This is a genomic window from Streptomyces sp. NPDC048192 (assembly GCF_043202415.1).
Classification (GTDB): domain Bacteria; phylum Actinomycetota; class Actinomycetes; order Streptomycetales; family Streptomycetaceae; genus Streptomyces.
Genome location: NZ_JBIDAL010000005.1, coordinates 309,957 through 331,881, shown reverse-complemented (window position 1 = coordinate 331,881; position 21,925 = coordinate 309,957). Strand labels below are relative to the sequence as shown.

At 73.4% G+C, this 21,925-nt stretch carries 18 protein-coding genes; 12 read left to right on the top strand and 6 right to left on the bottom strand.

Annotation, left to right across the window (positions count from 1 at the left end):
* The first annotated feature begins 1 nt into the window (after position 1).
* The 6 genes from ACGFZN_RS12300 (at position 2) to ACGFZN_RS12275 (ending at position 7,254) form a co-directional block, all read left to right on the top strand.
* A complete protein-coding gene (locus ACGFZN_RS12300; protein ID WP_393858385.1) occupies positions 2-1,849 on the top strand; it encodes an acetyl/propionyl/methylcrotonyl-CoA carboxylase subunit alpha in 1,848 nt (615 codons plus the stop codon).
* 7 nt (positions 1,850-1,856) lie between these two features.
* Complete coding sequence (locus ACGFZN_RS12295; protein WP_393858384.1) at positions 1,857-3,047, top strand: acyl-CoA dehydrogenase family protein; 1,191 nt, start codon at positions 1,857-1,859, stop codon at positions 3,045-3,047.
* Positions 3,048-3,068: 21 nt separating this feature from the next.
* Complete coding sequence (locus tag ACGFZN_RS12290; RefSeq protein WP_393858383.1) at positions 3,069-4,640, top strand: 4-coumarate--CoA ligase family protein; 1,572 nt, start codon at positions 3,069-3,071, stop codon at positions 4,638-4,640.
* Positions 4,637-5,371 carry an enoyl-CoA hydratase family protein gene (locus ACGFZN_RS12285; RefSeq protein ID WP_393858382.1) on the top strand — a complete coding sequence of 245 codons (735 nt, stop codon included), beginning with the start codon at positions 4,637-4,639 and terminating at the stop codon, positions 5,369-5,371. Before ACGFZN_RS12290 ends, ACGFZN_RS12285 begins: the two co-directional genes overlap by 4 nt.
* A gap of 4 nt (positions 5,372-5,375) precedes the next feature.
* Complete coding sequence (locus ACGFZN_RS12280) at positions 5,376-5,975, top strand: TetR/AcrR family transcriptional regulator (RefSeq protein WP_393858381.1); 600 nt, start codon at positions 5,376-5,378, stop codon at positions 5,973-5,975.
* Positions 5,976-6,219: 244 nt separating this feature from the next.
* Positions 6,220-7,254 carry an isopenicillin N synthase family dioxygenase gene (locus ACGFZN_RS12275; protein ID WP_393858380.1) on the top strand — a complete coding sequence of 345 codons (1,035 nt, stop codon included), beginning with the start codon at positions 6,220-6,222 and terminating at the stop codon, positions 7,252-7,254.
* Between the two features lie 75 nt (positions 7,255-7,329).
* Here the strand turns inward: ACGFZN_RS12275 and ACGFZN_RS12270 are convergent, their stop codons facing one another.
* Entirely contained in the window at positions 7,330-8,430 is a 1,101-nt protein-coding gene (locus ACGFZN_RS12270; protein WP_393858379.1) for a citrate synthase 2, read from the bottom strand.
* A 165-nt stretch (positions 8,431-8,595) separates the two neighbouring features.
* Between ACGFZN_RS12270 and pdxH the strand changes: the two genes are divergently transcribed.
* Positions 8,596-9,282, top strand: a complete 687-nt coding sequence (gene pdxH / locus ACGFZN_RS12265; RefSeq protein WP_393858378.1) for a pyridoxamine 5'-phosphate oxidase — start codon at positions 8,596-8,598, stop codon at positions 9,280-9,282.
* A 390-nt stretch (positions 9,283-9,672) separates the two neighbouring features.
* Positions 9,673-10,428 carry an SIS domain-containing protein gene (locus ACGFZN_RS12260; protein ID WP_393858377.1) on the top strand — a complete coding sequence of 252 codons (756 nt, stop codon included), beginning with the start codon at positions 9,673-9,675 and terminating at the stop codon, positions 10,426-10,428.
* A gap of 16 nt (positions 10,429-10,444) precedes the next feature.
* On the opposite strand, the gene ACGFZN_RS12255 is transcribed toward ACGFZN_RS12260, so the two are convergent.
* On the bottom strand, positions 10,445-11,833 hold the full coding sequence (locus ACGFZN_RS12255) for a PAS domain-containing protein (RefSeq protein ID WP_393858376.1): 1,389 nt from the start codon (positions 11,831-11,833) through the stop codon (positions 10,445-10,447).
* A 279-nt stretch (positions 11,834-12,112) separates the two neighbouring features.
* On the opposite strand from ACGFZN_RS12255, the gene ACGFZN_RS12250 reads away from it, so the two are divergent.
* Positions 12,113-12,805, top strand: a complete 693-nt coding sequence (locus ACGFZN_RS12250) for a metal-dependent transcriptional regulator (RefSeq protein WP_330339277.1) — start codon at positions 12,113-12,115, stop codon at positions 12,803-12,805.
* A 285-nt stretch (positions 12,806-13,090) separates the two neighbouring features.
* Positions 13,091-13,969 (top strand): alpha/beta fold hydrolase, encoded by an 879-nt coding sequence (locus tag ACGFZN_RS12245; protein WP_393858375.1) that lies wholly within the window; start codon positions 13,091-13,093, stop codon positions 13,967-13,969.
* Positions 13,970-13,977: 8 nt separating this feature from the next.
* Here ACGFZN_RS12245 and ACGFZN_RS12240 read toward each other — a convergent pair whose 3' ends face one another.
* The 3 genes from ACGFZN_RS12240 to ACGFZN_RS12230 are packed head-to-tail and all read right to left on the bottom strand — an operon-like array spanning position 13,978 to position 17,052.
* Complete coding sequence (locus ACGFZN_RS12240; RefSeq protein ID WP_393858374.1) at positions 13,978-15,564, bottom strand: transporter; 1,587 nt, start codon at positions 15,562-15,564, stop codon at positions 13,978-13,980.
* Positions 15,561-16,337: an ABC transporter ATP-binding protein gene (locus ACGFZN_RS12235; RefSeq protein ID WP_393858373.1), complete on the bottom strand. Its 777-nt coding sequence runs from the start codon at positions 16,335-16,337 to the stop codon at positions 15,561-15,563. Before ACGFZN_RS12235 ends, ACGFZN_RS12240 begins: the two co-directional genes overlap by 4 nt.
* A 49-nt stretch (positions 16,338-16,386) precedes the next feature.
* Positions 16,387-17,052 carry a bifunctional DNA primase/polymerase gene (locus ACGFZN_RS12230; protein ID WP_393858372.1) on the bottom strand — a complete coding sequence of 222 codons (666 nt, stop codon included), beginning with the start codon at positions 17,050-17,052 and terminating at the stop codon, positions 16,387-16,389.
* A gap of 265 nt (positions 17,053-17,317) precedes the next feature.
* Here ACGFZN_RS12230 and ACGFZN_RS12225 point away from each other — a divergent pair, with 265 nt between their 5' ends.
* Both ACGFZN_RS12225 and ACGFZN_RS12220 read left to right on the top strand, forming a co-directional pair.
* On the top strand, positions 17,318-18,703 hold the full coding sequence (locus ACGFZN_RS12225; RefSeq protein ID WP_393858371.1) for a transcriptional regulator: 1,386 nt from the start codon (positions 17,318-17,320) through the stop codon (positions 18,701-18,703).
* A gap of 190 nt (positions 18,704-18,893) precedes the next feature.
* Positions 18,894-20,456, top strand: a complete 1,563-nt coding sequence (locus ACGFZN_RS12220) for a hypothetical protein (protein ID WP_393858370.1) — start codon at positions 18,894-18,896, stop codon at positions 20,454-20,456.
* 42 nt (positions 20,457-20,498) lie between these two features.
* On the opposite strand, the gene ACGFZN_RS12215 is transcribed toward ACGFZN_RS12220, so the two are convergent.
* A complete protein-coding gene (locus ACGFZN_RS12215; protein ID WP_393858369.1) occupies positions 20,499-21,824 on the bottom strand; it encodes an ABC transporter substrate-binding protein in 1,326 nt (441 codons plus the stop codon).
* Between the last annotated feature and the right edge of the window lie 101 nt (positions 21,825-21,925).

Genomic DNA, 21,925 nt, shown 5'->3' with positions numbered 1-21,925 from the left:
CATGATCCAGACACTGCTGGTCGCCAACCGGGGCGAGATCGCCTGCCGGATCGTCCGCACCTGCCGCGCGGCGGGGATCCGGACGGTCGCCGTGCACTCGGACGCCGACGACCGCGCGCTCCACACACGCGTGGCCGACACGGCGGTACGGCTGCCGGGCGCGACCCCGGCGGAGACGTACCTGCGCGGCGACCTGATCGTGAAGGCCGCCCTCGCCGCCGGCGCGGACGCCGTGCACCCCGGCTACGGCTTCCTCTCCGAGAACGCCGGCTTCGCCCGCGCCGTCCTCGACGCCGGCCTGACCTGGATCGGCCCGTCCCCCGAGGCCATCGAGGCGATGGCGTCCAAGACCCGGGCCAAGCGCCTGATGGGGCTCGCGCCCCTGACCGACGTCACCGAGGCCGACCTGCCGGTGCTGGTGAAGGCGGCCGCGGGCGGCGGCGGGCGCGGCATGCGGATCGTGCGCCGCCTGGACGAGCTGAGCGCCGCACTGCAGAGCTCGCGCGCCGAGGCGGCGAGCGCCTTCGGCGACGGCGAGGTCTTCGTCGAGCCCTACCTGGAGCACGGCCGCCACGTCGAGGTGCAGATCCTCGCCGACACCCACGGCACCGTCTGGGCCCTCGGCACCCGCGACTGCTCCCTCCAGCGCCGCCACCAGAAGGTGATCGAGGAGGCTCCGGCGCCCGGCCTGACCGACGCGCTCACCGAGGAACTCCACACGCTGGCGGTACGCGCCGCGCGCGCCGTCGACTACACCGGCGCCGGCACCGTCGAGTTCCTCGTCGCCGACGGCCGCGCCCACTTCCTGGAGATGAACACCCGCCTCCAGGTCGAACACCCCGTCACCGAGGAGGTGTTCGGCCTCGACCTGGTCGCCGAGCAGATCCGGGTCGCGGAAGGCCACCCCCTCGCCAAGGAACCGCCACGCGCGCGCGGCCACGCCGTCGAGGCCCGCCTGTACGCCGAGGACCCCGCCCACGACTGGGCCCCGCAGACCGGCACCCTGCACCGCCTCGCCGTACCGGCCGGCGTCCGCCTGGACACCGGCTACACCGACGGCGACACCATCGGCGTCCACTACGACCCGCTGCTCGCCAAGGTCATCGCCCACGCGCCCACCCGCGCGGAGGCCGTCCGCAGGCTCGCCGGAGCCCTGGAGAGCGCGGAGATCCACGGCCCCGCCACCAACCGCGACCTGCTGGTGCGCTCCCTGCGCCACGAGGAGTTCACCGCGGCCCGCATGGACACCGGCTTCTACGACCGCCACCTCCCCGCACTGACCGAACCCGCCCCCGACCCGCATGCACCGCTCGCCGCCGCCCTCGCCGACGCCCAGAGCCGCTCCCGCTTCGGCGGCTGGCGCAACCTGCCCTCACAACCGCAGGTCAAGCGGTACGCGATGGCGGGACAGGAGCACGAGGTGCGCTACCGGCACACCCGGCAGGGCCTCGCGGCCGACGGGGTGCGGGTCGTGCACGCCGACGCGCGCCTGGTCGTGCTCGACGTGGACGGCGTGGAGCGCCGGTTCACGGTGGCGGCGTACGGCGACGAGATCCACGTGGGCGCCACCCGCCTCACCGCCCTGCCCCGCTTCCCCGACCCCGCCGCCCAGCTCGCACCGGGGTCCCTGGTGGCCCCGATGCCGGGCACGGTCGTCCGCGTCGCCGAGGGCCTGGAGGAAGGGGCGGCCGTCCAGGCGGGCCAGCCCCTGATCTGGCTGGAGGCGATGAAGATGCAGCACCAGATCTCCGCGCCGGTCACCGGTGTGCTCAGCAGTCTGCAGGCGAAGACCGGTCAGCAGGTGGAGCCGGGAACGCTGCTCGCCGTCGTGCAGGAACCCTCTTCCTAGGAGCCCCATGTCTCCCGTCATCGAAACCGAAGAGCACAAAGCCCTCCGCGCCGCCGTGGCGGCCCTCGGCACCCGCTACGGCCGCGACTACCTGGTCCGGGCCGTCGCCGAAGGCAAGCCGCCGGCCGAACTCTGGTCCGAGGCGGGCAAACTCGGCTACCTCGGCGTCAACCTCCCCGAGGAGTACGGCGGCGGGGGCGGCGGCATCACCGAACTGGCCATCGTCCTGGAGGAACTGGGCGCCACCGGCTCCCCCCTCCTCATGCTGATCGTCTCCCCGGCCATCTGCGGCACTGTCATCGCCCGCTTCGGCACGGAGGAACAGAAACGCGCCTGGCTGCCCGGCATAGCCGACGGCACCCGCCTCATGGCCTTCGGCATCACCGAACCCGACGCCGGCTCCAACAGCCACCGCATCACCACCACCGCCCGCCGCGACGGCGCCGACTGGCTCCTCACCGGCCGCAAGGTCTTCGTCTCCGGCGTCGACATCGCCGACGCCGTCCTCATCGTCGGCCGCACCGAGGACGCCCGCACCGGCCGGCTCAAGCCCTGCCTGTTCATCGTCCCCACCGACGCGCCCGGCTTCCAGAAGCGGCCCATCGACATGGAACTCAGCGCCGCCGAGAAGCAGTTCGAGCTGGTCCTCGACGACGTACGGCTGCCGGCCGACGCGCTTGTCGGTGGGGGCCCCTCCCACGCTTTCGGCAGTGGGGGAGAGGACGCCGGCCTGCTGCAACTGTTCGCCGGGCTGAACCCCGAACGGATCATGACCGCGGCGTTCGCCGTCGGGATGGGCCGCTACGCGCTGGCCAAGGCGATCGAGTACGCCCGCGACCGCACCGTCTGGAAGACCCCCATCGGCGCCCACCAGGCCATCGCCCACCCGCTGGCGCAGGCCCACATCGACCTGGAACTGGCCCGGCTCATGATGCAGAAGGCGGCCCACCTCTACGACACCGGCGACGACATCGCCGCCGGCGAGGCCGCCAACATGGCCAAGTACGCGGCCGGAGAAGCCTGCGTGAAGGCCGTCGACCAGGCCGTGCACACCCTCGGCGGCAACGGGCTCACCCGAGAGTTCGGGCTCGCCTCCCTGATAACGGCCGCGCGCGTGGCTCGTATCGCACCGGTGAGCCGGGAGATGATTCTCAACTACGTCTCCCACCAGACCCTCGGTCTGCCCAAGTCGTACTGAGCCCAGCCGCCCGGAGGAACCGTGTTCCGCAGCGAGTACGCAGACGTCCCGCCCGTAGAACTCCCCGTCCACGAAGCCGTCCTGGGCCACGCCGCCGACTTCGGCGACCACCCCGCCCTCATCGACGGCACGGACGGCACCACCCTCACCTACGAGCAGCTGGACCGGTTCCACCGGCGCATCGCCGCCGGACTCGCCGACGCGGGGGTCCGCAAGGGCGACGTCCTCGCCCTGCACAGCCCCAACACCATCGCCTTCCCCACCGCCTTCTACGCCGCCACCCGCGCGGGCGCCACCGTCACCACCGCGCACCCCCTCGCCACCGCCGAGGAGTTCGCCAAACAGCTCGGCGACAGCGGCGCCCGCTGGATCGTCACCGTCTCCCCCCTGCTCAAGACCGCCCTCCGCGCCGCCGAACTCGCAGGCGGCATCAGGGAGATCCTCGTGTGCGACACCGCACCCGGACACCGCTCCCTGATCGACATGCTCGCCACCACCGCTCCCGAGCCCCGGCCCGCCTTCGACCCGGCCGAGGACATCGCCGCGCTGCCGTACTCCTCCGGCACCACCGGCACACCCAAGGGCGTGATGCTCACCCACCGGCAGATCGCCACCAACCTCGCCCAGCTCGAACCCGCGATCCCCGCAGGACCCGGCGACCGCATCCTCGCCGTCCTGCCCTTCTTCCACATCTACGGCCTCACCGCCCTCATGAACGCCCCCCTGCGCAAGGGCGCCACCGTCGTCGTCCTGCCCCGCTTCGACCTGGAGACCTTCCTCGCCGCCATCGCCGACCACCGCATCACCGGCCTGTACGTCGCCCCGCCGATCGTCCTCGCCCTCGCCAAGCACCCCGCGGTCGCCCACTACGACCTGTCCTCCCTGAAGTACGTCATCAGCGCCGCCGCCCCCCTCGACGCCCACCTCGCCCGCGCCTGCTCCGAGCGGCTCGGCCTGCCCCCGATCGGCCAGGCCTACGGCATGACGGAACTCTCCCCGGGCACCCACGTCGTCCCCCTCGACCGCCTCCACGACGCCCCCGCAGGCACCGTCGGCCGGCTCATCGCCGGCACCGAGATGCGGATCGTCTCCCTCGACGACCCCGGCAAGGACCTCGGCACCGGCGAGTCCGGCGAGATCCTCATCCGCGGCCCCCAGGTCATGAAGGGCTACCTCGGCCGGCCCGACGCCACCGCCGCCCTGATCGACCCCGACGGCTGGCTGCACACCGGCGACGTCGGGCACGTCGACGACGAGGGCTGGCTGTACGTCGTCGACCGGGTCAAGGAACTGATCAAGTACAAGGGCTTCCAGGTGGCCCCCGCCGAACTCGAGGCCCTGCTGCTCACCCACCCCGGCATCGCCGACGCCGCCGTCATCGGCTCCCGCAACGCCGACGGCAACGAGATCCCGCACGCCTTCGTCGTCCGCCGCGCCGGCACGCTCACCGAGAACGAGATCATGCTCCACGTCGCCGAACGCGTCGCCCCCTACAAACGGATCCGCCAGGTCACCTTCATCGACACCGTCCCCCGCGCCGCCTCCGGCAAGATCCTCCGCCGGGAGCTGAGGGACCTCAGGGAGCACCCGTGACCCTCATCAGCCGCACCCGCGCGCGCGGCGTCGAGACCCTCAGCCTCGACGCCGCCGACACCCGCAACGCCCTCTCCGCCGCCCTCGTCACCGGCCTCGGCGACGCCCTCACCGACTGCGGCAAGGACCCCGGCGTACGCGCCGTCGTCCTCACCCACACCGGCACCACCTTCTGCGCCGGCGCCGACCTGCGCGACCCACCCGACCCCGCCGCCCTGGTCGCCCTCCTCCGGCAGATCACCGAACTGCCCAAACCCGTCGTCGCCCGGATCACCGGACACGTCCGCGCCGGCGGCCTCGGCCTCGTGGCCGCCTGCGACATCGCCGCCGCCTCCACCACCGCCACCTTCGCCTTCACCGAGGTCCGCATCGGCGTCGCCCCCGCCGTGATCTCCCTGCCGGTCATCCCGCGCACCGACCCCCGCGCCCTCGCCCGCTACTACCTCACCGGCGAACGCTTCGGCCCCGCCGAGGCCGTACGCCTCGGCCTGCTCACCACCACCGCCGACGACGTGGACGACGCCCTCGCCCCCGTCCTCGACGGACTGCGCCGCTCCTCCCCGCAGGCCCTGGCCGAGACGAAACGGCTGCTCACGGCTAGGGTGCTGGAGACATTCGACCGGGACGCGGCGGACCTCACCGCCCTGACGGCCCGGCTGTTCTCCTCCGACCAGGCCCGGGAGGGGATGACGGCCTTCCTGGAAAGACGGGACGCGGCATGGGTGGTGTGACCACATGAGCACGACGGCGGAACGCGACCGCCTCCCCAAGCAGGACCGCAGCCGGGCCACCCGGCAACGGCTCCTGGAAGCCGCCGTGGCCTGCCTGGCCGAACACGGCTGGGCGGGCTCCACCGTCGCCGTCGTCGCCGAACGCGCCGGTGTCTCCCGCGGCGCCGCCCAGCACCACTTCCCCACCCGCGAGGACCTGTTCACCGCCGCCGTCGAGTACGTCGCCGAACAGCGCTCCACCGCGCTCAGGGAACTGTTCCCGCAGGGCCCCGCCGACCGCCACGCCGTCGTCAGCGCCCTGGTCGACCTCTTCACCGGCCCCCTCTTCCGCGCCGCCCTGCACCTGTGGGTCGCCGCCTCCGACGAGGACCAGCTGCGCACCCGCGTCACCGAACTCGAAGCCCGCGTCGGCCGCGACACCCACCGCATCGCCGTCGAACTCCTCGGCGCCGACGAGACCCGCCCCGGCGTCCGCGAAACCGTCCAGGGCCTCCTCGACATGGCCCGCGGCCTCGGCCTCGCCAACCTCCTCACCGACGACACCGCCCGCCGCGAACGCGTCGTCGCCCAGTGGGCCGCCCTCCTCGAACAGGGCCTGCGCTGAGCCCTCGGCCGCATGTGGGACGCACCACACCGATATCCGGCACCGGGACGTACCCTTGCCCCATGCTTCCGATGCTCGTCCGCCGCCGCCACGTGGATTACGTGCGCGTCACGAGCATGGGCTGTCGGCGCCTGCCCGCCTGACCCAGCCCCCTCACCCTTTCCCTTTCCGGTCCTTTCCGGCACCCGGGGGCCGTCCCACCCCTCGGCGGCCACCCGTGCCCCGTACACCCACGGACGCACCCATGACCACGCACACCCCGACGGCGACCCCGTCGTACCACCAGCTCCCCGTCATCGACCTCTCGGCCGCCGACCGCGGCCCCCAGGCCCGCGCCCGGCTCCACGCCCAGCTGCACGGCGCCGCCCACGACGTCGGCTTCTTCCAGCTCGTCGGACACGGCGTCACCCCGGCCGAGACCGACGCGCTCCTCACCGCCATGCGCGCCTTCTTCGCCCTCCCCGAAGCCGACCGGCTCGCCCTCGACAACACCAACTCCCCCCACTTCCGCGGCTACACCCGCACCGGCGACGAACGCACCGCCGGCGCCCGCGACTGGCGCGACCAGCTCGACATCGGCGCCGAACGCCCCGCCCGGATCCCCGCCCCCGGCGAACCGGCGTACTGGTGGCTCCAGGGCCCCAACCAGTGGCCCGCCGCCCTGCCCGGACTGCGCACGGCCGCCCTCGCCTGGATCGACAGGCTCAGCGCCGTCGCCGCCCGCCTCCTGCGCGAACTCCTCACCGCCATCGGCGCCCCCGCCGACTTCTACGACCCGATCTTCGGCGAGCACGCCCACCCGCACCTCAAACTCGTCCGCTACCCCGGCAGCGCGGGCGACGGCACCGACCAGGGCGTCGGCGCCCACAAGGACTACGGCTTCCTCACCCTGCTCCTCCAGGACAGCGTCGGCGGCCTCCAGGTGCAGCGCGAGGACGGCCACTTCCACGACGTCCCGCCCATCGACGGCGCCTTCGTCGTGAACCTCGGCGAACTCCTCGAAGTGGCCACCAACGGCTACCTGCTGGCCACCAACCACCGTGTGGTCAGCCCGCCCGGAGCCACGGAACGCTTCTCCGTGCCCTTCTTCTACAACCCCCGCCTGGACGCCAGGGTCGAACCGCTTCCCTTCCCGCACGCGTCGACGGCCCCGGGCATCACGACCGACCCCGCGAACCCCCTGTACGCGGAGTACGGCTACAACGAACTCAAGGGCAAGCTGAGGGCCCACCCGCTGGTGGCGGAGCGGCACCACGGGAACCTGCTGACCGCGGCATGACCCGTGCGGGGGCGCGGCGGACCACACGGCCGGCCGCCACCGGCCCGCAGCCGCCCGCGCCCCCGAGGGGCCGCCTCAGTGGGCGATCTCCCCGTACCCCTCGATGTCCTCCGGCCTGCGCGGCCCAGGCCCCACATACCGGGCCGACGGCCGCACCAGCCGCCCCGTCCGCTTCTGCTCCAGAATGTGCGCCGACCACCCCGCCGTACGCGCACACGTGAACATCGACGTGAACATGTGCGCCGGCACCTCGGCGAAGTCGAGCACGATGGCGGCCCAGAACTCCACGTTCGTGGCCAGCACCCGATCCGGCCGGCGGTTGTGCAACTCCTCCAGCGCCGCCTTCTCCAGCGCCTCCGCCACCTCGAACCGCGGCGCCCCCAGCTCCCGCGCCGTACGCCGCAGCACCCGCGCCCGCGGATCCTCCGCCCGGTACACCCGGTGCCCGAACCCCATCAGCCGCTCACCCCGGTCCAGGGCGCCCTTGACGTACGCCTCCGCGTCCCCCGTCCGCTCGATCTCCTCGATCATCCCCAGCACCCGCGAGGGCGCGCCCCCGTGCAGCGGCCCCGACATGGCGCCCACGGCCCCCGACAGCGCGGCCGCGACATCCGCGCCGGTGGAGGCGATGACCCGCGCGGTGAACGTCGAGGCGTTCATCCCGTGCTCCGCGGCGGACGTCCAGTACGCGTCCACGGCGGCGACATGCTTCGGATCCGGCTCACCCCGCCACCGGATCATGAACCGCTCCACCACCGACGCCGCCTTGTCGATCTCCCGCTGCGGCACCATCGGCCGCGCCTGCCCGCGCGCGGACTGGGCGACGTACGACAGCGCCATGACGGCGGCCCGCGCCAGATCCTCCCGCGCCTGGCGCTCGTCGATGTCCAGCAGCGGCTTCAGCCCCCACACCGGGGCCAGCATGGCCAGCGCCGACTGCACGTCCACCCGGATGTCACCGGAGTGGACCGGGATCGGGAACGGCTCCGCGGGCGGCAGGCCCGGATTGAAGGCACCGTCGACCAGCAGCCCCCACACGTTCCCGAACGAGACGTGACCGACCAGGTCCTCGATGTCGACGCCCCGGTAGCGCAGGGCGCCGCCCTCCTTGTCCGGCTCGGCGATCTCCGTCTCGAACGCGACGACTCCCTCGAGTCCGGGTACGAAATCGGACATCAGGCGGCTCCTTGAGATGGTTCGGCGGAGGTCACCCCGGTGATGCCCCGTTCGACCGGTGGTCACCCAAACCGCAAGGGACCAGCACGATAACCCCCCGTGCCAGACTTGGGGAGCCCGCACGACACTGAGTGCCAGTTGCGTTCGATACGGCAGGATGACCGCGTGACCGACCGCGAACCCCTCCTGGACCCCGCCCTCGACCCCGCCGCCATGCGCAAGCAGTACCGCGCGGAGGGCCTCGCCGAACAGGACCTCGCCACCCACCCCATGGACCAGTTCGCCCGCTGGTTCGAGGACGCCGCACGGGCCGCGCTGCACGGCACCGTCTACGAGCCCAACGCGATGATCGTCTCCACGGCGGACGCGGCCGGCCGCCCCAGCTCGCGCACGGTCCTGATGAAGCACTTCGACACCGAGGGCTTCGTCTTCTACACCAACTACGGCTCCCGCAAGGCCCGCGACCTCGCCGAGAACCCGCACCTCGCCCTGCTCTTCCCCTGGCACCCGCTCGCCCGCCAGGTCATCGTCACCGGCACCGCGCAGCGCACCGGCCGCGACGAGACCACCGCCTACTTCCGCACCCGCCCGCACGGCTCCCAGCTGGGCGCCTGGGCCAGCGCCCAGTCCTCGGTGATCGCCTCCCGCACCGAACTGGACACCGCGTACGCCGACCTCCAGGCCCGCTACCCCGAGGACGAACAGGTCCCGGTCCCCCCGCACTGGGGCGGCTTCCGCGTCGTCCCGGAGACGATCGAGTTCTGGCAGGGCCGGGTGAACCGCCTCCACGACCGCCTGCGCTACACCGCCCGCCCCGACGGCACCTGGCAGATCGACCGCCTCGCCCCCTGAGGGGCCTTCGAAAACGCAGACGACCCGCGGGCTGGGTTCCTCAAGGAGGAGCCGGCCGGACGTACCGGCAGCCCGCGGGTCGGGTGACTGCTTGGGATTGGGCCGGCTGCACGCCTCTTTCGCGCGCTGGTCCGGCACCGCACATGGTGTGGTGGCGGACCGCTAGCCCGCAGCCACCTCACGCGTCCGGTTCTCATACATCTGCCGAACCACCTCCCTTCTCGTGTACCGCACACCTTAGGAAGCCGACGGGACCCGCTCAAGTGTTTTTTCGCGGGGGACCGCGCGCCCGGAATCCGGGATCGGCACCGGCGGCAGGCGCCGTATTGACACCGCACTGGTCCAGACCGCACCGTGATCCGCGACACGGACGTTGCGAAGGGGCACCGTATGAGCGACGGCACGCCTGCCGAGCTGTTCTTCGACGCCGCGATCGGGCTGCTGCGGCGGGTGCGGGAGGAGGAGGCCGAGGGGATCGGGACGGCGGGGAACCTGCTCGCCGACACCGTCGCCGCGGGGGGACGGCTGTTCGCGTTCGGGGCGGGGCACTCCTCGCTGGCCGCGCAGGACGTCGTCTACCGGGCCGGCGGGCTGGCGCTGATGAACCTGCTCGCCGTTCCCGGTGTCGTCGGGGTCGACGTCACCCCGGCCACCCTCGGCTCCGCCCTGGAGCGCGTCGACGGGCTGGCGAGCGCCGTTCTGGACACCTCGCCGGTGCGGGCCGGGGACGCCCTGGTGATCATCTCGCTGTCGGGCCGCAACGCGCTGCCCGTGGAGATGGCGCTGAACGCCCGCGCCCTCGGTGTGAAGGTCATCGGCGTCACCTCGGTGGCGTACGCGTCGCAGACCACGTCCCGGCACTCCTCGGGCACCTTCCTGAAGGACCACTGCGACATCGTGCTGGACTCGAAGATCGCCGTCGGGGACGCGGAGCTGACGCTCGACACGATCCCGGCGCCCTTCGCCCCGGCCTCCACGGTGGTCACCACCGCCCTGATGCAGGCCGTGATGGCGACGGCCGCCGCCGCCCTCGCCGACCGGGGCATCGAGCCGCCGCTGCTGCGCTCGGGCAACGTCGACGGCGGGCACGAGTGGAACGGCCGGGTGATGCGGGAGTACGGCGACCGGATTTTTTACCGGCGCTGAGCCGCCGTAGCCCCCGTCACGTCTCCCGGAGGGCGTCCGCGAGGTCCAGCGCCGCGGCGATGCGGGCCGCCACGTCCTCCGCGTAGCCGGTGTCGGTGCGCTCGAAGCGGGTGCGGCCGGCTCCGCGCAGGAAGGTCACCACACCCAGCGTCCGCCCGCGGCTGCGCAGCGCCGCGCACAGGGCGTGCACCGCGTCGTCGGGCCACTGCCGGGCCAGCGCCCACTGCCGGGCCGCTTCCGCCTCGACCGGTCCGGCGTCGGCGCGGACGGTTCCGGCCCGCTCGACGCACTGGAGCGCCGGGTGCCCGGGTTCGTAGCGCACGGGCAGTCCGGCCGCGCCGGTGAGGAGGCTCGGTCCCGGCGCTCCGGCGGGTGTCGCCGCCAGCCGTACCAGCCGTGCGGCGCCCTCCTCGCCGTCCTTGGGCGCGGGCCGGGTCACGCGGTCGATCAGCGCGTGGTCGGCGAAGCCGGCGAGGGCGAAGTCGAGGTGGACGACGGCCGCCTCGGCGGGGTCCTCGCACTCGGCGGCGGCGCGCGCGGCCCGGTGCAGCTGGTTGGTGCGGAAGCGGAGCAGGGACGCTTCCTGTTCGCTCTGCCTGGCGTCGGTGACGTCCTGGAAGAGCCAGCCGACGCCGAGCGGCACCGGTTCCTCCGCGAGCGGCGAGGAGAGCCGGACGAAGCCGTTGCGCCAGCAGCGCCGCTTCTCGCCCTCCCGGGTCCGTACGGTCACCCACATCTCGGCGGGCGCCGGCGGCGCGCCCTCGGCCAGCACGTGGGTGAGCGCGGCCTCCAGTTCCTCGACGCCCTGGGCGAGCAGTTCGCCGAGCGGCCGGCCGAGCGCGGAGGTGCGTCCGATGCCGAGGGCGCGGGCGGCGTGCGCGTTGACGACGGCGGGCCGCAGGTCGGCGTCGATGAGGACGACGCCCCAGGCCGCGTCCTCGAAGAGGGCCTCGCTCAGTGCGATGGAGCGTTCCAGGTCGATCTGGGCGTGCACCTCGCTGAAGGCGCAGTAGACGCCGGCGGGCTTGCCGTCGGGTCCGCGTACGGCGGCGGACTGGGTGCGCACCAGCACGCGGCCGCCGTCCTTGGTGACGAGGGCGAACTCGTGCACCTGCCGTCCGGGGGCGTGCATCGCCGACATCAGCCGGGCCTGCACCTCCTCGGCGTCGGCGCTGCGCACCGCCCAGCCGGCGAACCCGTGCCGGCCGACCGCTTCGGCGGCCGTCCAGCCGAGGATCCGCTCGGCCTCCCTGTTCCAGTGGGTGACGACGCCGTCGGCGTCGAAGGCGCACAGGGCCGCGTCCATGCCGTCGAGCAGTGCGGCGAGCAGATCGGATCCCCCGGACTCGCCGGGGTCGTCCGGCCCCAGCTCGTCGGTGGTCCCACTCCGCCGGGAAGCACTCACCTGGACCCCCTGGAGGCTGCGTCGGCGCCGGTACGGCGCGCGGTTCGCTCACTGGCCTTCATTCAACTGGAACGTGACACAGCACACATGCTGTTCCCGCAACTTGCCGGAATCTGTTCCCGCTCGACGGCAGGCCGACTCGTGCGCGGTGGGCGGCGGCCGGGCACGCCGGTCCCCCCGTTTTCCCGGTGGCCCCCGCTTGTCAGTGGGATCCGGCAGAATTGGTGTCAGGGCCAGCGCACGCGCCGGGCTGCCGGCAGAGGTAATCGAGGGGCACGTATGTCCGGACTGATCGACACCACGGAGATGTATCTCCGCACCATCCTCGAGCTCGAAGAGGAAGGCGTCGTCCCCATGCGCGCCCGCATCGCGGAGCGGCTGGACCAGAGTGGGCCGACGGTGAGCCAGACGGTGGCGCGCATGGAGCGCGACGGGCTGGTGTCCGTGGCCAGTGACCGGCATCTGGAGCTGACCGACGAGGGCCGCCGGCTCGCCACGCGCGTGATGCGCAAGCACCGGCTGGCCGAGTGTCTGCTCGTCGACGTGATCGGCCTGGAGTGGGAGCAGGTGCACGCGGAGGCGTGCCGCTGGGAGCACGTGATGAGCGAGGCGGTGGAGCGGCGGGTGCTGGAGCTGCTGCGGCACCCGACCGAGTCGCCGTACGGCAATCCCATTCCGGGTCTGGAGGAGCTGGGCGAGAAGGACGGCGCGGACCCGTTCCTGGACGAGGGCATGGTCTCGCTGGCGGATCTGGATCCGGGGGCGGACGGCAAGACGGTCGTGGTCCGGCGGATCGGTGAGCCGATCCAGACGGACGCGCAGCTGATGTACACGCTGCGGCGTGCGGGGGTGCAGCCCGGTTCCGTGGTGAGCGTGACCGCGTCGGCGGGCGGGGTGCTGGTGGGCAGCGGTGGTGAGGCGGCCGAGCTGGAGGCGGACGTCGCCTCGCATGTGTTCGTCGCCAAGCGCTGAGCGGAGGTGAGCCCCGGCGCCGTGCGGCGCCGGGGCCTGTCCTCCCCTGTGCTGACCCGGAGCCCCGAGCTCTCAGGGTCATTCCCCTCGGACCGGTTTCCCCGAGCGGTCCGCCCTCCCGCCAGTAGAGATCCCCTCGGTGGCGGCGATCATTCCTTGAGGGGTGTCACTCGAATGAGGGGTGTTGTCCGCGGAGACGGATTTTTCGAATGAGTATTCGATAGGTTCGTGGAGGACGGCAGTACACCGGTACGAGGCAGGCGGAGCTGGGGGGTACCAGGGCCCATGGCACGGCGTATCGACGTGGCGGGAGCGGGCGGCGTGCGCCTGGCCGCCTGGGAGTTCGCGGACCCTCCGAAGCCGGGACCGGAGGCGGGGGACGGCGGGACGCGCGCGGCGCCGGGCGTGCTGTTACTGCACGGCCTGATGGGCCGCGCCTCCCACTGGGCCGCCACCGCCCGCTGGCTCGCCGCGCGCCACCGCGCCGTCGCCCTCGACCAGCGGGGGCACGGCCAGAGCGAGAAGCCCCCACAGGCCGCCTACACCCGCGAGGCCTACGTCGACGACGCCGAGGCCGCCCTCGAACAGCTCGGTCTCGCCCCCGCGCTCCTCATCGGCCATGCCATGGGCGCACTGACCGCCTGGCAGCTCGCCGCCAAACGTCCCGATCTGGTCCGGGGCCTGATCATCTGCGACATGCGGGCCTCCGCGCTGGGCGCCGCCTCGCAGCGGGAGTGGGCCGACTGGTTCCGGGCCTGGCCCGTCCCCTTCGCCACGCTGGCGGACGTGCGCAAGTGGTTCGGCGAGGACGATCCCTGGGTGGAGCGGCCGAATCCGGCGCGCGGGGAGTTCTACGCCGAGGTGATGCACGAGGGCGCCGACGGCTGGCGTCCGGTCTTCGAGCCGGAGCAGATGCTCAGGTCCCGGGAGACGTGGGTGTACGACGCGCACTGGGAGGAGCTGGCCCAGGTGCGCTGCCCGGCGCTCGTGGTGCGCGGCGTGGACGGCCAGCTGGGTCGGGCGGAGGCGCAGGAGATGGTGCGGGTGCTGCCGGCGGGGGAGTATGCCGAGGTCGCCGACGCCGGTCATCTCGCGCACTACGACATGCCGTCGGCCTGGCGGGCCGCGGTGGCGCCGTTCATCGACCGGGTGCTCGGGGACTGAGCGGGCTCCTACCCCTTGCTGACCGCCGTGAGGATCTCCGGCAGCCGTGCCGCCGTTCTCGGTGCCGCCAGGCGCAGCCCCAGCAGGGTCAGCCCGGCGCCGTACGCCGTCCCCACCGGCAGCAGCAGCCACCCGAAGCCGGCGCCGCCCTCGCTGAGGTGGAGCCAGATCGTCGCGGCGATGACCGGGGAGCACAGCAGGGCCGCCGAGACCATGCCGCCGAAGATGGCGATCCAGGCGAGGCCGGCCTGACCGGGGGCGACGTTCTTGTGGCCCTCCTGGGGGATGGAGTAGGGGAAGCGGGCCGAGGTCCAGGCGCCCGTGGCGAGCATTGCGCCGAGCAGGGCGAAGGACAGGCCCAGCACCTCCGGCAGCCGCGACCAGGAGCCGAGCAGGGCGGTGGTCACCGTGGTGACGAGGGCCGCGTACGGCAGGGTGATGAGCAGCAGGGCCAGCGCGCGGCCGCGCAGTTCGGCGTAGGCGTCCCGGGGTGAGGAGATGGTCGTGGCCACCATCCAGAAGGCGGAGGTGTCCTGCCCGAACTGGTTGTACATCTGGATGCCGAGCATTCCGGCGGCGAAGCACGCGAAGTAGACGGACCCGGTGCCCTGGACCGCGTTGAACACGGGCACGATCAGCCCGATCGCCAGCGAGGTCACCCACGCGGCCTTGGTCTTGGGGTCCCGCCAGATGTAGCGCAGGCTGCGCTCCATGACCGGGCCCGTGCGGCCGTGCGGCAGCAGCCGGCCGAGTCCGGTGGCGGAGCGGCCGCGGTCGCCGGTGTCGGCGGGCTGCAGCGTGGAGGCGTCGGGCGCGGTCATCAGCCGGGTCAGGCTGCGCGCCCACACCGCGATCAGCACGGCCAGTCCGGCCGCGGCGACGGCGAGTCGGGCGGCCGCGATGCCGTACGACCCCTCGCTCGTCGAGTGGACTGCCGCCACCGCCGACGCCGGCGGCACCCAGGAGAGCACGTCGGCGACCGGTTGCAGCCGCCCGAGCCCGGCCGAACCCAGCTCGCGTGCCCCGAAGTTGACGAGCTGCGCGCCGATGGCGATCACCAGGCCGCTCAGCACGGCGAGGTCGCGGCCCTTCCGGCTGGTCAGCAGCCGTACGTTGGCCGTGGCGACGGCCCGCGCCAGCGCCACGCAGCCCAGCAGCGCGAGGACGACGGCGACCACGGTGACGGCGTAGGCGGGGCCGCCGTGCGCGACGGACAGCGCGCAGCCGGTCAGCACCAGCAGCGTGAACAGCGGGCCGGTGCCCACCAGGGAGGCCGCGAGCAGGGCCCGGACCAGCGGGCGGGGCCGCAGCGGGAGCATCACCAGCCGGGTGGGGTCCAGGGTCTCGTCGCCGGACGGGAAGAACAGCGGCAGCACCGCCCAGCCCAGCGCCAGCACGGCCGTGCCGGGGACGGCGATCACGTCGGCGTGCGCGTGCCCGCGCAGCAGGAGCAGCCCGAGCAGCTGGGACAACGCGAACAGCACGGCGACGACCGCGGAGGCGACGAACGCGGCCCGCCGGCCGCCGGACTGCCGCAGCCCGCCCCGCAGAAGCGACAGTTTGAGCCGTACGACGGTGGAGGTCAGGTGTGTCATCGGGCGGCCCCGCCGCCCAGCCAGTCCAGGTCGGATCCGGTGTTCCGGCCGCTCGCCCCGACCAGTTCCAGGAAGGCGGTCTGCAGCGTCGGGTGCTCCCCGCGCACCTCGTCCAGCGGGCCCGTGGCCCGGATGCGGCCGGCCGCCATGACGGCGACCCAGTCGCACAGCGACTCGACCAGCTCCATCACGTGGGAGGAGAAGACGACGGTGGCGCCGGAGGCGGTGTACCGCTCCAGGACGCCCCGGATGGTCTGCGCGGACACCGGGTCGACGCCCTCGAACGGCTCGTCCAGGAAGAGCACCTCGGGGTTGTGCAGCAGCGCGGCGGCGAGCCCGATCTTCTTGCGCATGCCGGTCGAGTAGTCGACGACCAGCTTGTGCTGGGCGCCGGCCAGGTCGAGGACGTCCAGCAGCTGGGTGGCCCGCTTGTCGACCTCGGGTCCCGGCAGCCCGCGCAGCCGCCCGGAGTACCCGAGCAGCTCGCGCCCCGACAGCCGCTCGAACAGCCGCAGTCCTTCGGGCAGGACGCCGATGCGTGCCTTCACGGCCACGGGGTCGCGCCACACGTCGTGCCCGACGACCTCCACCGTGCCGTCGTCGGGCCGCAGCAGCCCGGTCACCATGGAGAGCGTGGTGGTCTTGCCGGCCCCGTTCGGCCCGACCAGCCCGATGAACTTCCCGGCGGGCAGCTCCAGATCGATCCCCCCGACGGCGACCTGCTGCCCGAACCGCTTCCAGAGCCCCCGTACGCGCACCGCAACTTCGGTCATGCATGAAGGTTACGGCGGTGGGGCCGGCCTCAGGGGCGCGGGAGCGTGCTCACCGGTCCCGCCCGCAGGCGTAGGCGAGCGGCGAGATCAGCTCCTCGGCGCCCGGCAGCCAGCGGTTCGCCGGGGTGGGCCGGCGCGCCCACTGCACGGCCCCGCGGGACCCGAACCGCGTCGGGGGAGCGGCCACGTACGCCCCCTCGCCCAGCGCGACCAGGTCCAGGGACGCGGGCGACCAGCCGAGCCCCCGCACCAGCTCCGGCACCTTCACCGCGCCCCCGGGCAGCACGAAGAAGTGCATCCGCCGGTCCGGGGAGAGCGTCACCGGGCCCAGCGTCAGCTCCATCCGCTCCATGCGGGCGAGCGCGAGGAACCCCGCGCTCTCCGGGACGGACAGCGCGTCGAAGGTCCGCCCCGTCGGCAGCAGGATCGAGGCCGTCGGCTGCTTCTGCCACATCCGGCGCGTCACCGTCGCGCTGCCGGTCGCCTGGGCCGGCCAGTCGGGGCGCGCGGGGTGCGCACCCGGCGCAGGGCAGGAGGCGTCGCCGCACGAGCAGCGCTGGATGCCGGCGACCGCTTCCAGCCAGGTGCCCGGGACCACGTCCCAGTGCCGCTCCTCGGCGTAGCGTACGGCCGTCTCCAGCAGTGATTCCCCGCGCTGCTGCGGAATCTGACCGGCCATCTGAGTGTTCGGGGCGCCCGCGATCGTCTCTTCCACGCTCCTCTCAACTCCCGCGCTCACCTGGAGTTACGGCCATGGCGCGCGCGGGGGTGGAGCATCGGTCCGGCAGTCGGGGCGCATGGGTGCACGGGTGGGGGCGCGCGGGAGGAACCGGGGCGTGGGCGGGGTAGCCAGGGGTGGGGTTGGCAACCGTAGTTACCCCGGCAAACCGCACATGTCACGCATTGACGGTATGTCAACTGGGCAGTGATCTTCCCGAAAACGGTCACGGCCCAGGGGATCGCAACGCAGGGGGTAGCACATGGCCGCAAGGCCTCTCGTGGCGAGGCAGCCGAACGAACGGCTGCAGGCTCTCATCCAGGAAGCGGGGTGCTCGAACGCCGGGCTGGCCCGGCGGGTCAACATGTGCGGCGCCGAGCACGGTCTCGACCTGCGCTACGACAAGACGTCCGTGGCCCGCTGGCTGCGCGGGCAGCAGCCGCGGGGCCGGGCGCCGGCGATCATCGCGGAGGCGCTCGGGCGCAAGCTCGGCCGTACGGTCACGATCGACGAGATCGGCATGGCCAACGGCAAGAACCTCGCCTCGGGGGTGGGTCTCCAGTTCTCGCCGACGGTACTGGGGGCCATCGAGCAGGTCTGCGAGCTGTGGCGCAGCGACGTGGGGCGCCGGGACTTCCTGTCCGGTTCCTCCGTCGCCGCCTCCGCGCTGGTCGAGCCCAGCCGCGACTGGCTGATCTCGGCGCCGGACGCCCAGGTGGCCCGCCAGGCGGGCCCGCGCGTGGGCCAGGCCGACGTGGCGGCCGTACGGTCCATGACGCAGGCGTTGACCGACCTGGACCACCAGTTCGGCAGCGGTCATGTGCGCCCGGTGGTGGTGCACTACCTGAACAGCGTGGTCTCCGGGCTGCTCGCCGGCTCCTACCGGGAGACGGTCGGACGCGAACTGTTCGCCGCCGTCGCCCGGTTGACGGAGCTGGCGGGCTACATGGCCGTGGACACCGGCCAACCGGGCCTCGCCCAGCGGTACTACATCCAGTCGCTGCGGCTGGCGCAGGCCGCCGGGGACCGCGGCTACGGCGGCTATGTGCTCGCCGCGTCCATGAGCCACCTCGCCGCGCAGCTCGGAAACCCGCGCGAGATCGCCCAGTTGGCCCGGGCGGCGCAGGAGGGGGCGCGCGGGCAGGTGACCCCGCGCGCGGAGGCGATGTTCCACGCGGCCGAGGCGCGCGGGCACGCCCTGCTCGGCGACGCGCGCGCGGCGCAGGCCTCCATCGGGCGCGCGGTGACGGCGATGGAGCGGGCGGACGGCGCCTCGGGCGACGACCCGGTGTGGATCCGGCACTTCGACGAGGCCTATCTCGCCGACGAGTTGGCGCACTGCCACCGCGACCTCGGCGAGCCCGAACAGGCGGCCCGGTACGCCGAGCAGTCGCTGGCCGGGCACCCGGAGTCCCGGGCCCGCCGGCGCGCCATCGGCCTGTGCCTGCTCGCCACGGCCCAGGTGCAGCAGCGGGAGATCGAACAGGCCTGCGGCACCGGCCTGAAGGCGGTGGAGCTGCTCGAGACGCTGCGCTCCAACCGGGGCGCCGAGTACCTGGACGACCTCCAGCAGCGCCTCGAGCCGTTCCGGGAGGAGGCGGTGGTACGGGAGTTCGGGGCGCGCCTCGACCTCCAGCAGGCGGCCTGAACGGCACCGTCCCCGCGGGTCCGCCCGGCGTGAAGGTCGCGCAAAGCGGTCTATAGCAGTAATCCGCGGGGGCGGTTCTGTAATCGCCGTCACAGGAAAGAAGATCGCGCCCTGAGCTGCATGGCACCCGGCTCGGGGGACCCGGTAGCGTGAGCCCGATTCACAAGGTCCCCCATTAGTAGGAGTCCCGGTGACGCAGAGCGGACAGGGCGAGGAGCCCTCGGCGCGGCCCGCGCGCGAAGGCATCGTGCTGCCCTCCGACGGAGGCGAGCCCCTGTTGCCGGGCATGACCGGCGCGCCCGCGCCCGCCACGGCCGCCCCGGCGGGCGGACAGGCCTGGGGCGGATCCTGGGGGCCCGAGCAGCAGCCGCCCCGGCCGGACCAGGGCCTGCCCCCGGCGGCGGCCCAGCAGTGGCACTCCCCGGACCTCCCGCACCAGCCGCCGCCGGCCGTGAACCCCGGCCCGCTGCCGCCCGAGGGAGCCCCGGCGTCGTACGGGCAGCCGGCCTACGGCGAGGGCGGCGGCTACGGCACCGGGCAGCAGCCCGGATACGGCACGGCGCCCGATCCGTACCAGCAGTACCAGCAGCAGCACCAGCCGCAGCCGTCGTACGGGCAGCAGGCCGCCCCGCTGCCTCCGGCGGACGAGGGCGCGACGCAGTACATACCGCCGGTGCAGGCATCTGCCGACGAGGGCGCCACGCAGTACCTGCCGCCGGTCCCGGCCGCTCCCGCCGGCGAGGGCGCGACCCAGTACCTCCCGCCCGTGACGCCCGGTGCGCTGCCGTCCGAGTCGCACGGCGAGGAGACCCGTTACCTCGGCCGCGCCCCCCAGCAGCCGCCTACGCCGTCCGACGCCGAGGCCACCCAGTTCATCCCGCCGTACGCCGCGCAGGCGCAGCACCAGGCGCAGGGCGCGGACCGGCCGTCGCCGGACGGCTTCGACCACCTCTTCCGCGGCGGCCCCGCGGACGGTGACGGCCCGGCCGGGGCCACCCAGCAGATGCCGCGCGTGCAGCCGGACGCCTACCCCGGCGGCCCGGCCCGCCCGCCGTACGGAGCGCAGCAGCCCTCCTACGGCGCACAGCAGCCGTCGTACGCCCCCGCGCACGACGACGACCCGCCCCGGACCCGCTCGCGGGTGCCGCTGATCGCCGCGATCGGCGTCGGCATCGTCGTCATCGGGGTGGGCGCGGGCGCGCTGCTCAGCGGCGGCGGCACGGACAAGGGCACCGACGGCAAGACGGTCGCGGCCACCTCGGCGGCCCCCGGCCAGAGCTCCGCGCCCGCCGTCGACCCGGCCCGGCAGCAGGCCGTCGAACTGGACAAGCTGCTCGCCGACAGCGGCAGCAGCCGCGCGACGGTGATCAAGTCGGTGGCCGACGTCAAGAACTGCACCGACCTCGACACGGCCGGCTCCAGCCTGCGCGACGCGGCCAGGCAGCGCGGCGACCTGGTGACCCGGCTCGGCAAGCTGTCCGTCGACAAGCTCCCGGGCCACGCGGACCTCACCACGGCGCTGACCAGGGCCTGGCAGGCCTCCGCCGCCGCCGACAGCCACTACGCGGCCTGGGCCGACCAGGCCAGGAACCGCAAGGTCTGCCACAAGGGCCACGCCCGCGTCACGGGCGAGACCCAGGCCGGCAACCGGGCGAGCGGCACCGCCAGCGCGCAGAAGGTGAAGGCGGCGTCGCTGTGGAACGCGATCGCGCGGAGGTACGGCCTGACCCAGCGCCAGCCGACCCAGCTGTGACGCCGTGCCGGCCGTGACGTCGTCAGGTAGCGCCGGCGGGCGTCACTGCACGTCGGCGTTCTCCAGGATCGAGGTCATGTCGGTGCTGCCGTCGAACCCGCCGGTGCCCTTGCGGGCCGCGACCAGCCGGCCGTCCTGCACCACCTGCAGGGTGACGTCGGCGTTGACCATGCGCGGGAAGCCGACCGCGGCCAGCTTGCTGGAGTAGGACCAGTGCAGGGTCGGGGTGAGACCGCCGGTGGAGACCCGCAGGCCGTCGTCGAGGGTGCGCCGCACCGAGTCGGCGGTCACCCCGCCGCCGCCGATCTTGTCCAGGACGGCCTTCAGCACGGTGTACGCGATCCACGTGGTCTGCACTCCGGCGTCCGCGGGGTCGATGCGGTTGTCGCCGAAGGCCTCCTCGTCGATCACCTTCTTCATCGTGTCCCAGCGCGAGTCCGACGCCGGCGGGTACCAGCCGGTGATGTACGCCCCCTCGTACGGCCCCGACGCCCCGCCGGTGGCGTTGATCACGGTCTGGTCGACGCTGCCGAGCACGGTCGCCAGCCGTACCGAGGGGAAGCTGTCGCGCTCGCGGCGGAAGGAGTCCATGAAGGTGTCGGTGCGGTCGCCGAGCGCCGGGACCACGCAGCCCTTCTTCGCCAGGTCCCGGGTGGCGAAGCGCAGCGCCTGGCCGGCCTTGTCGCCGTACTCGGTGGCGTCCTCCTGGGCGAGCTGGTCGCCGGCCTTGGCGTGTCCGCCCGCCTGAAGCCCGGAGTCGAGCAGCACGGGCAGCTCGTCGCCGGCGATGCTGTCGGGCCGGACCAGGGAGATGTTGCCGCAGGCCGCCGCGAGGGCCTTGCCGAGACCGGCGAGCAGGGCGGGCTGGCCGCCGTTGACCGGGTACGACATCTGCCCGGTGAACTCGTCGTTGGTGACGCCGTAGCCGCCGATGTAGGGGATGCCGGCGCCTTCCAGCGGGGCGGAGTAGGAGTCGGTGAACTGGCTGTAGGAGCCGACGACCGCGACCACGTCCTCGTCGGCCGCGTACCGGGCGCACCGGGCGGCGCCCACGCTGTCGTTGTGGTCGTTGCAGGTCAGGACCTGCAGCTTGCGGCCGTTGATGCCGCCGTTCGCGTTGATCCACTTGGCGTAGGCGAGGGCCATCGCCGGCATGCCGGGCTTGTTGGTGGCGTCGGTGTCCTGCGGGGCCCAGGTCATGACCTTGATCGGGTCATCCCCGGAGCCCCCCGTGGCACCGGGGATGACCCCGCATCCGGCGGTGAGCGACGCGCACAGGGCCAGCGCACCCGCCGTCAGCGCGGTGGCTCTGCCGGGGCGGAGAGGAGTCTGGAGGAAAGTACGGATCGCGCGTCGCCTGCCGGTCATGTGCACGCACGATTCCCTCACACGACGAACCAGCGAGTGACCCAGAGTCAACCGAAGGTGACGGGGAGGTGAATTACAGGGGCCGGTGAGGCTGGTGTGAC

Bases quoted from the DNA above. Each gene is read 5' to 3' on its own strand.
- ACGFZN_RS12300 (WP_393858385.1), top strand. From the start codon at position 2: ATGATCCAGACACTGCTGGTCGCCAACCGGGGCGAGATCGCCTGCCGG.
- ACGFZN_RS12295 (WP_393858384.1), top strand. From the start codon at position 1,857: ATGTCTCCCGTCATCGAAACCGAAGAGCACAAAGCCCTCCGCGCCGCC.
- ACGFZN_RS12280 (WP_393858381.1), top strand. From the start codon at position 5,376: ATGAGCACGACGGCGGAACGCGACCGCCTCCCCAAGCAGGACCGCAGC.
- ACGFZN_RS12275 (WP_393858380.1), top strand. From the start codon at position 6,220: ATGACCACGCACACCCCGACGGCGACCCCGTCGTACCACCAGCTCCCC.
- ACGFZN_RS12270 (WP_393858379.1), bottom strand. From the start codon at position 8,430: ATGTCCGATTTCGTACCCGGACTCGAGGGAGTCGTCGCGTTCGAGACG.
- ACGFZN_RS12260 (WP_393858377.1), top strand. From the start codon at position 9,673: ATGAGCGACGGCACGCCTGCCGAGCTGTTCTTCGACGCCGCGATCGGG.
- ACGFZN_RS12250 (WP_330339277.1), top strand. From the start codon at position 12,113: ATGTCCGGACTGATCGACACCACGGAGATGTATCTCCGCACCATCCTC.
- ACGFZN_RS12245 (WP_393858375.1), top strand. From the start codon at position 13,091: ATGGCACGGCGTATCGACGTGGCGGGAGCGGGCGGCGTGCGCCTGGCC.
- ACGFZN_RS12240 (WP_393858374.1), bottom strand. From the start codon at position 15,564: ATGACACACCTGACCTCCACCGTCGTACGGCTCAAACTGTCGCTTCTG.
- ACGFZN_RS12235 (WP_393858373.1), bottom strand. From the start codon at position 16,337: ATGACCGAAGTTGCGGTGCGCGTACGGGGGCTCTGGAAGCGGTTCGGG.
- ACGFZN_RS12225 (WP_393858371.1), top strand. From the start codon at position 17,318: ATGGCCGCAAGGCCTCTCGTGGCGAGGCAGCCGAACGAACGGCTGCAG.
- ACGFZN_RS12215 (WP_393858369.1), bottom strand. From the start codon at position 21,824: ATGACCGGCAGGCGACGCGCGATCCGTACTTTCCTCCAGACTCCTCTC.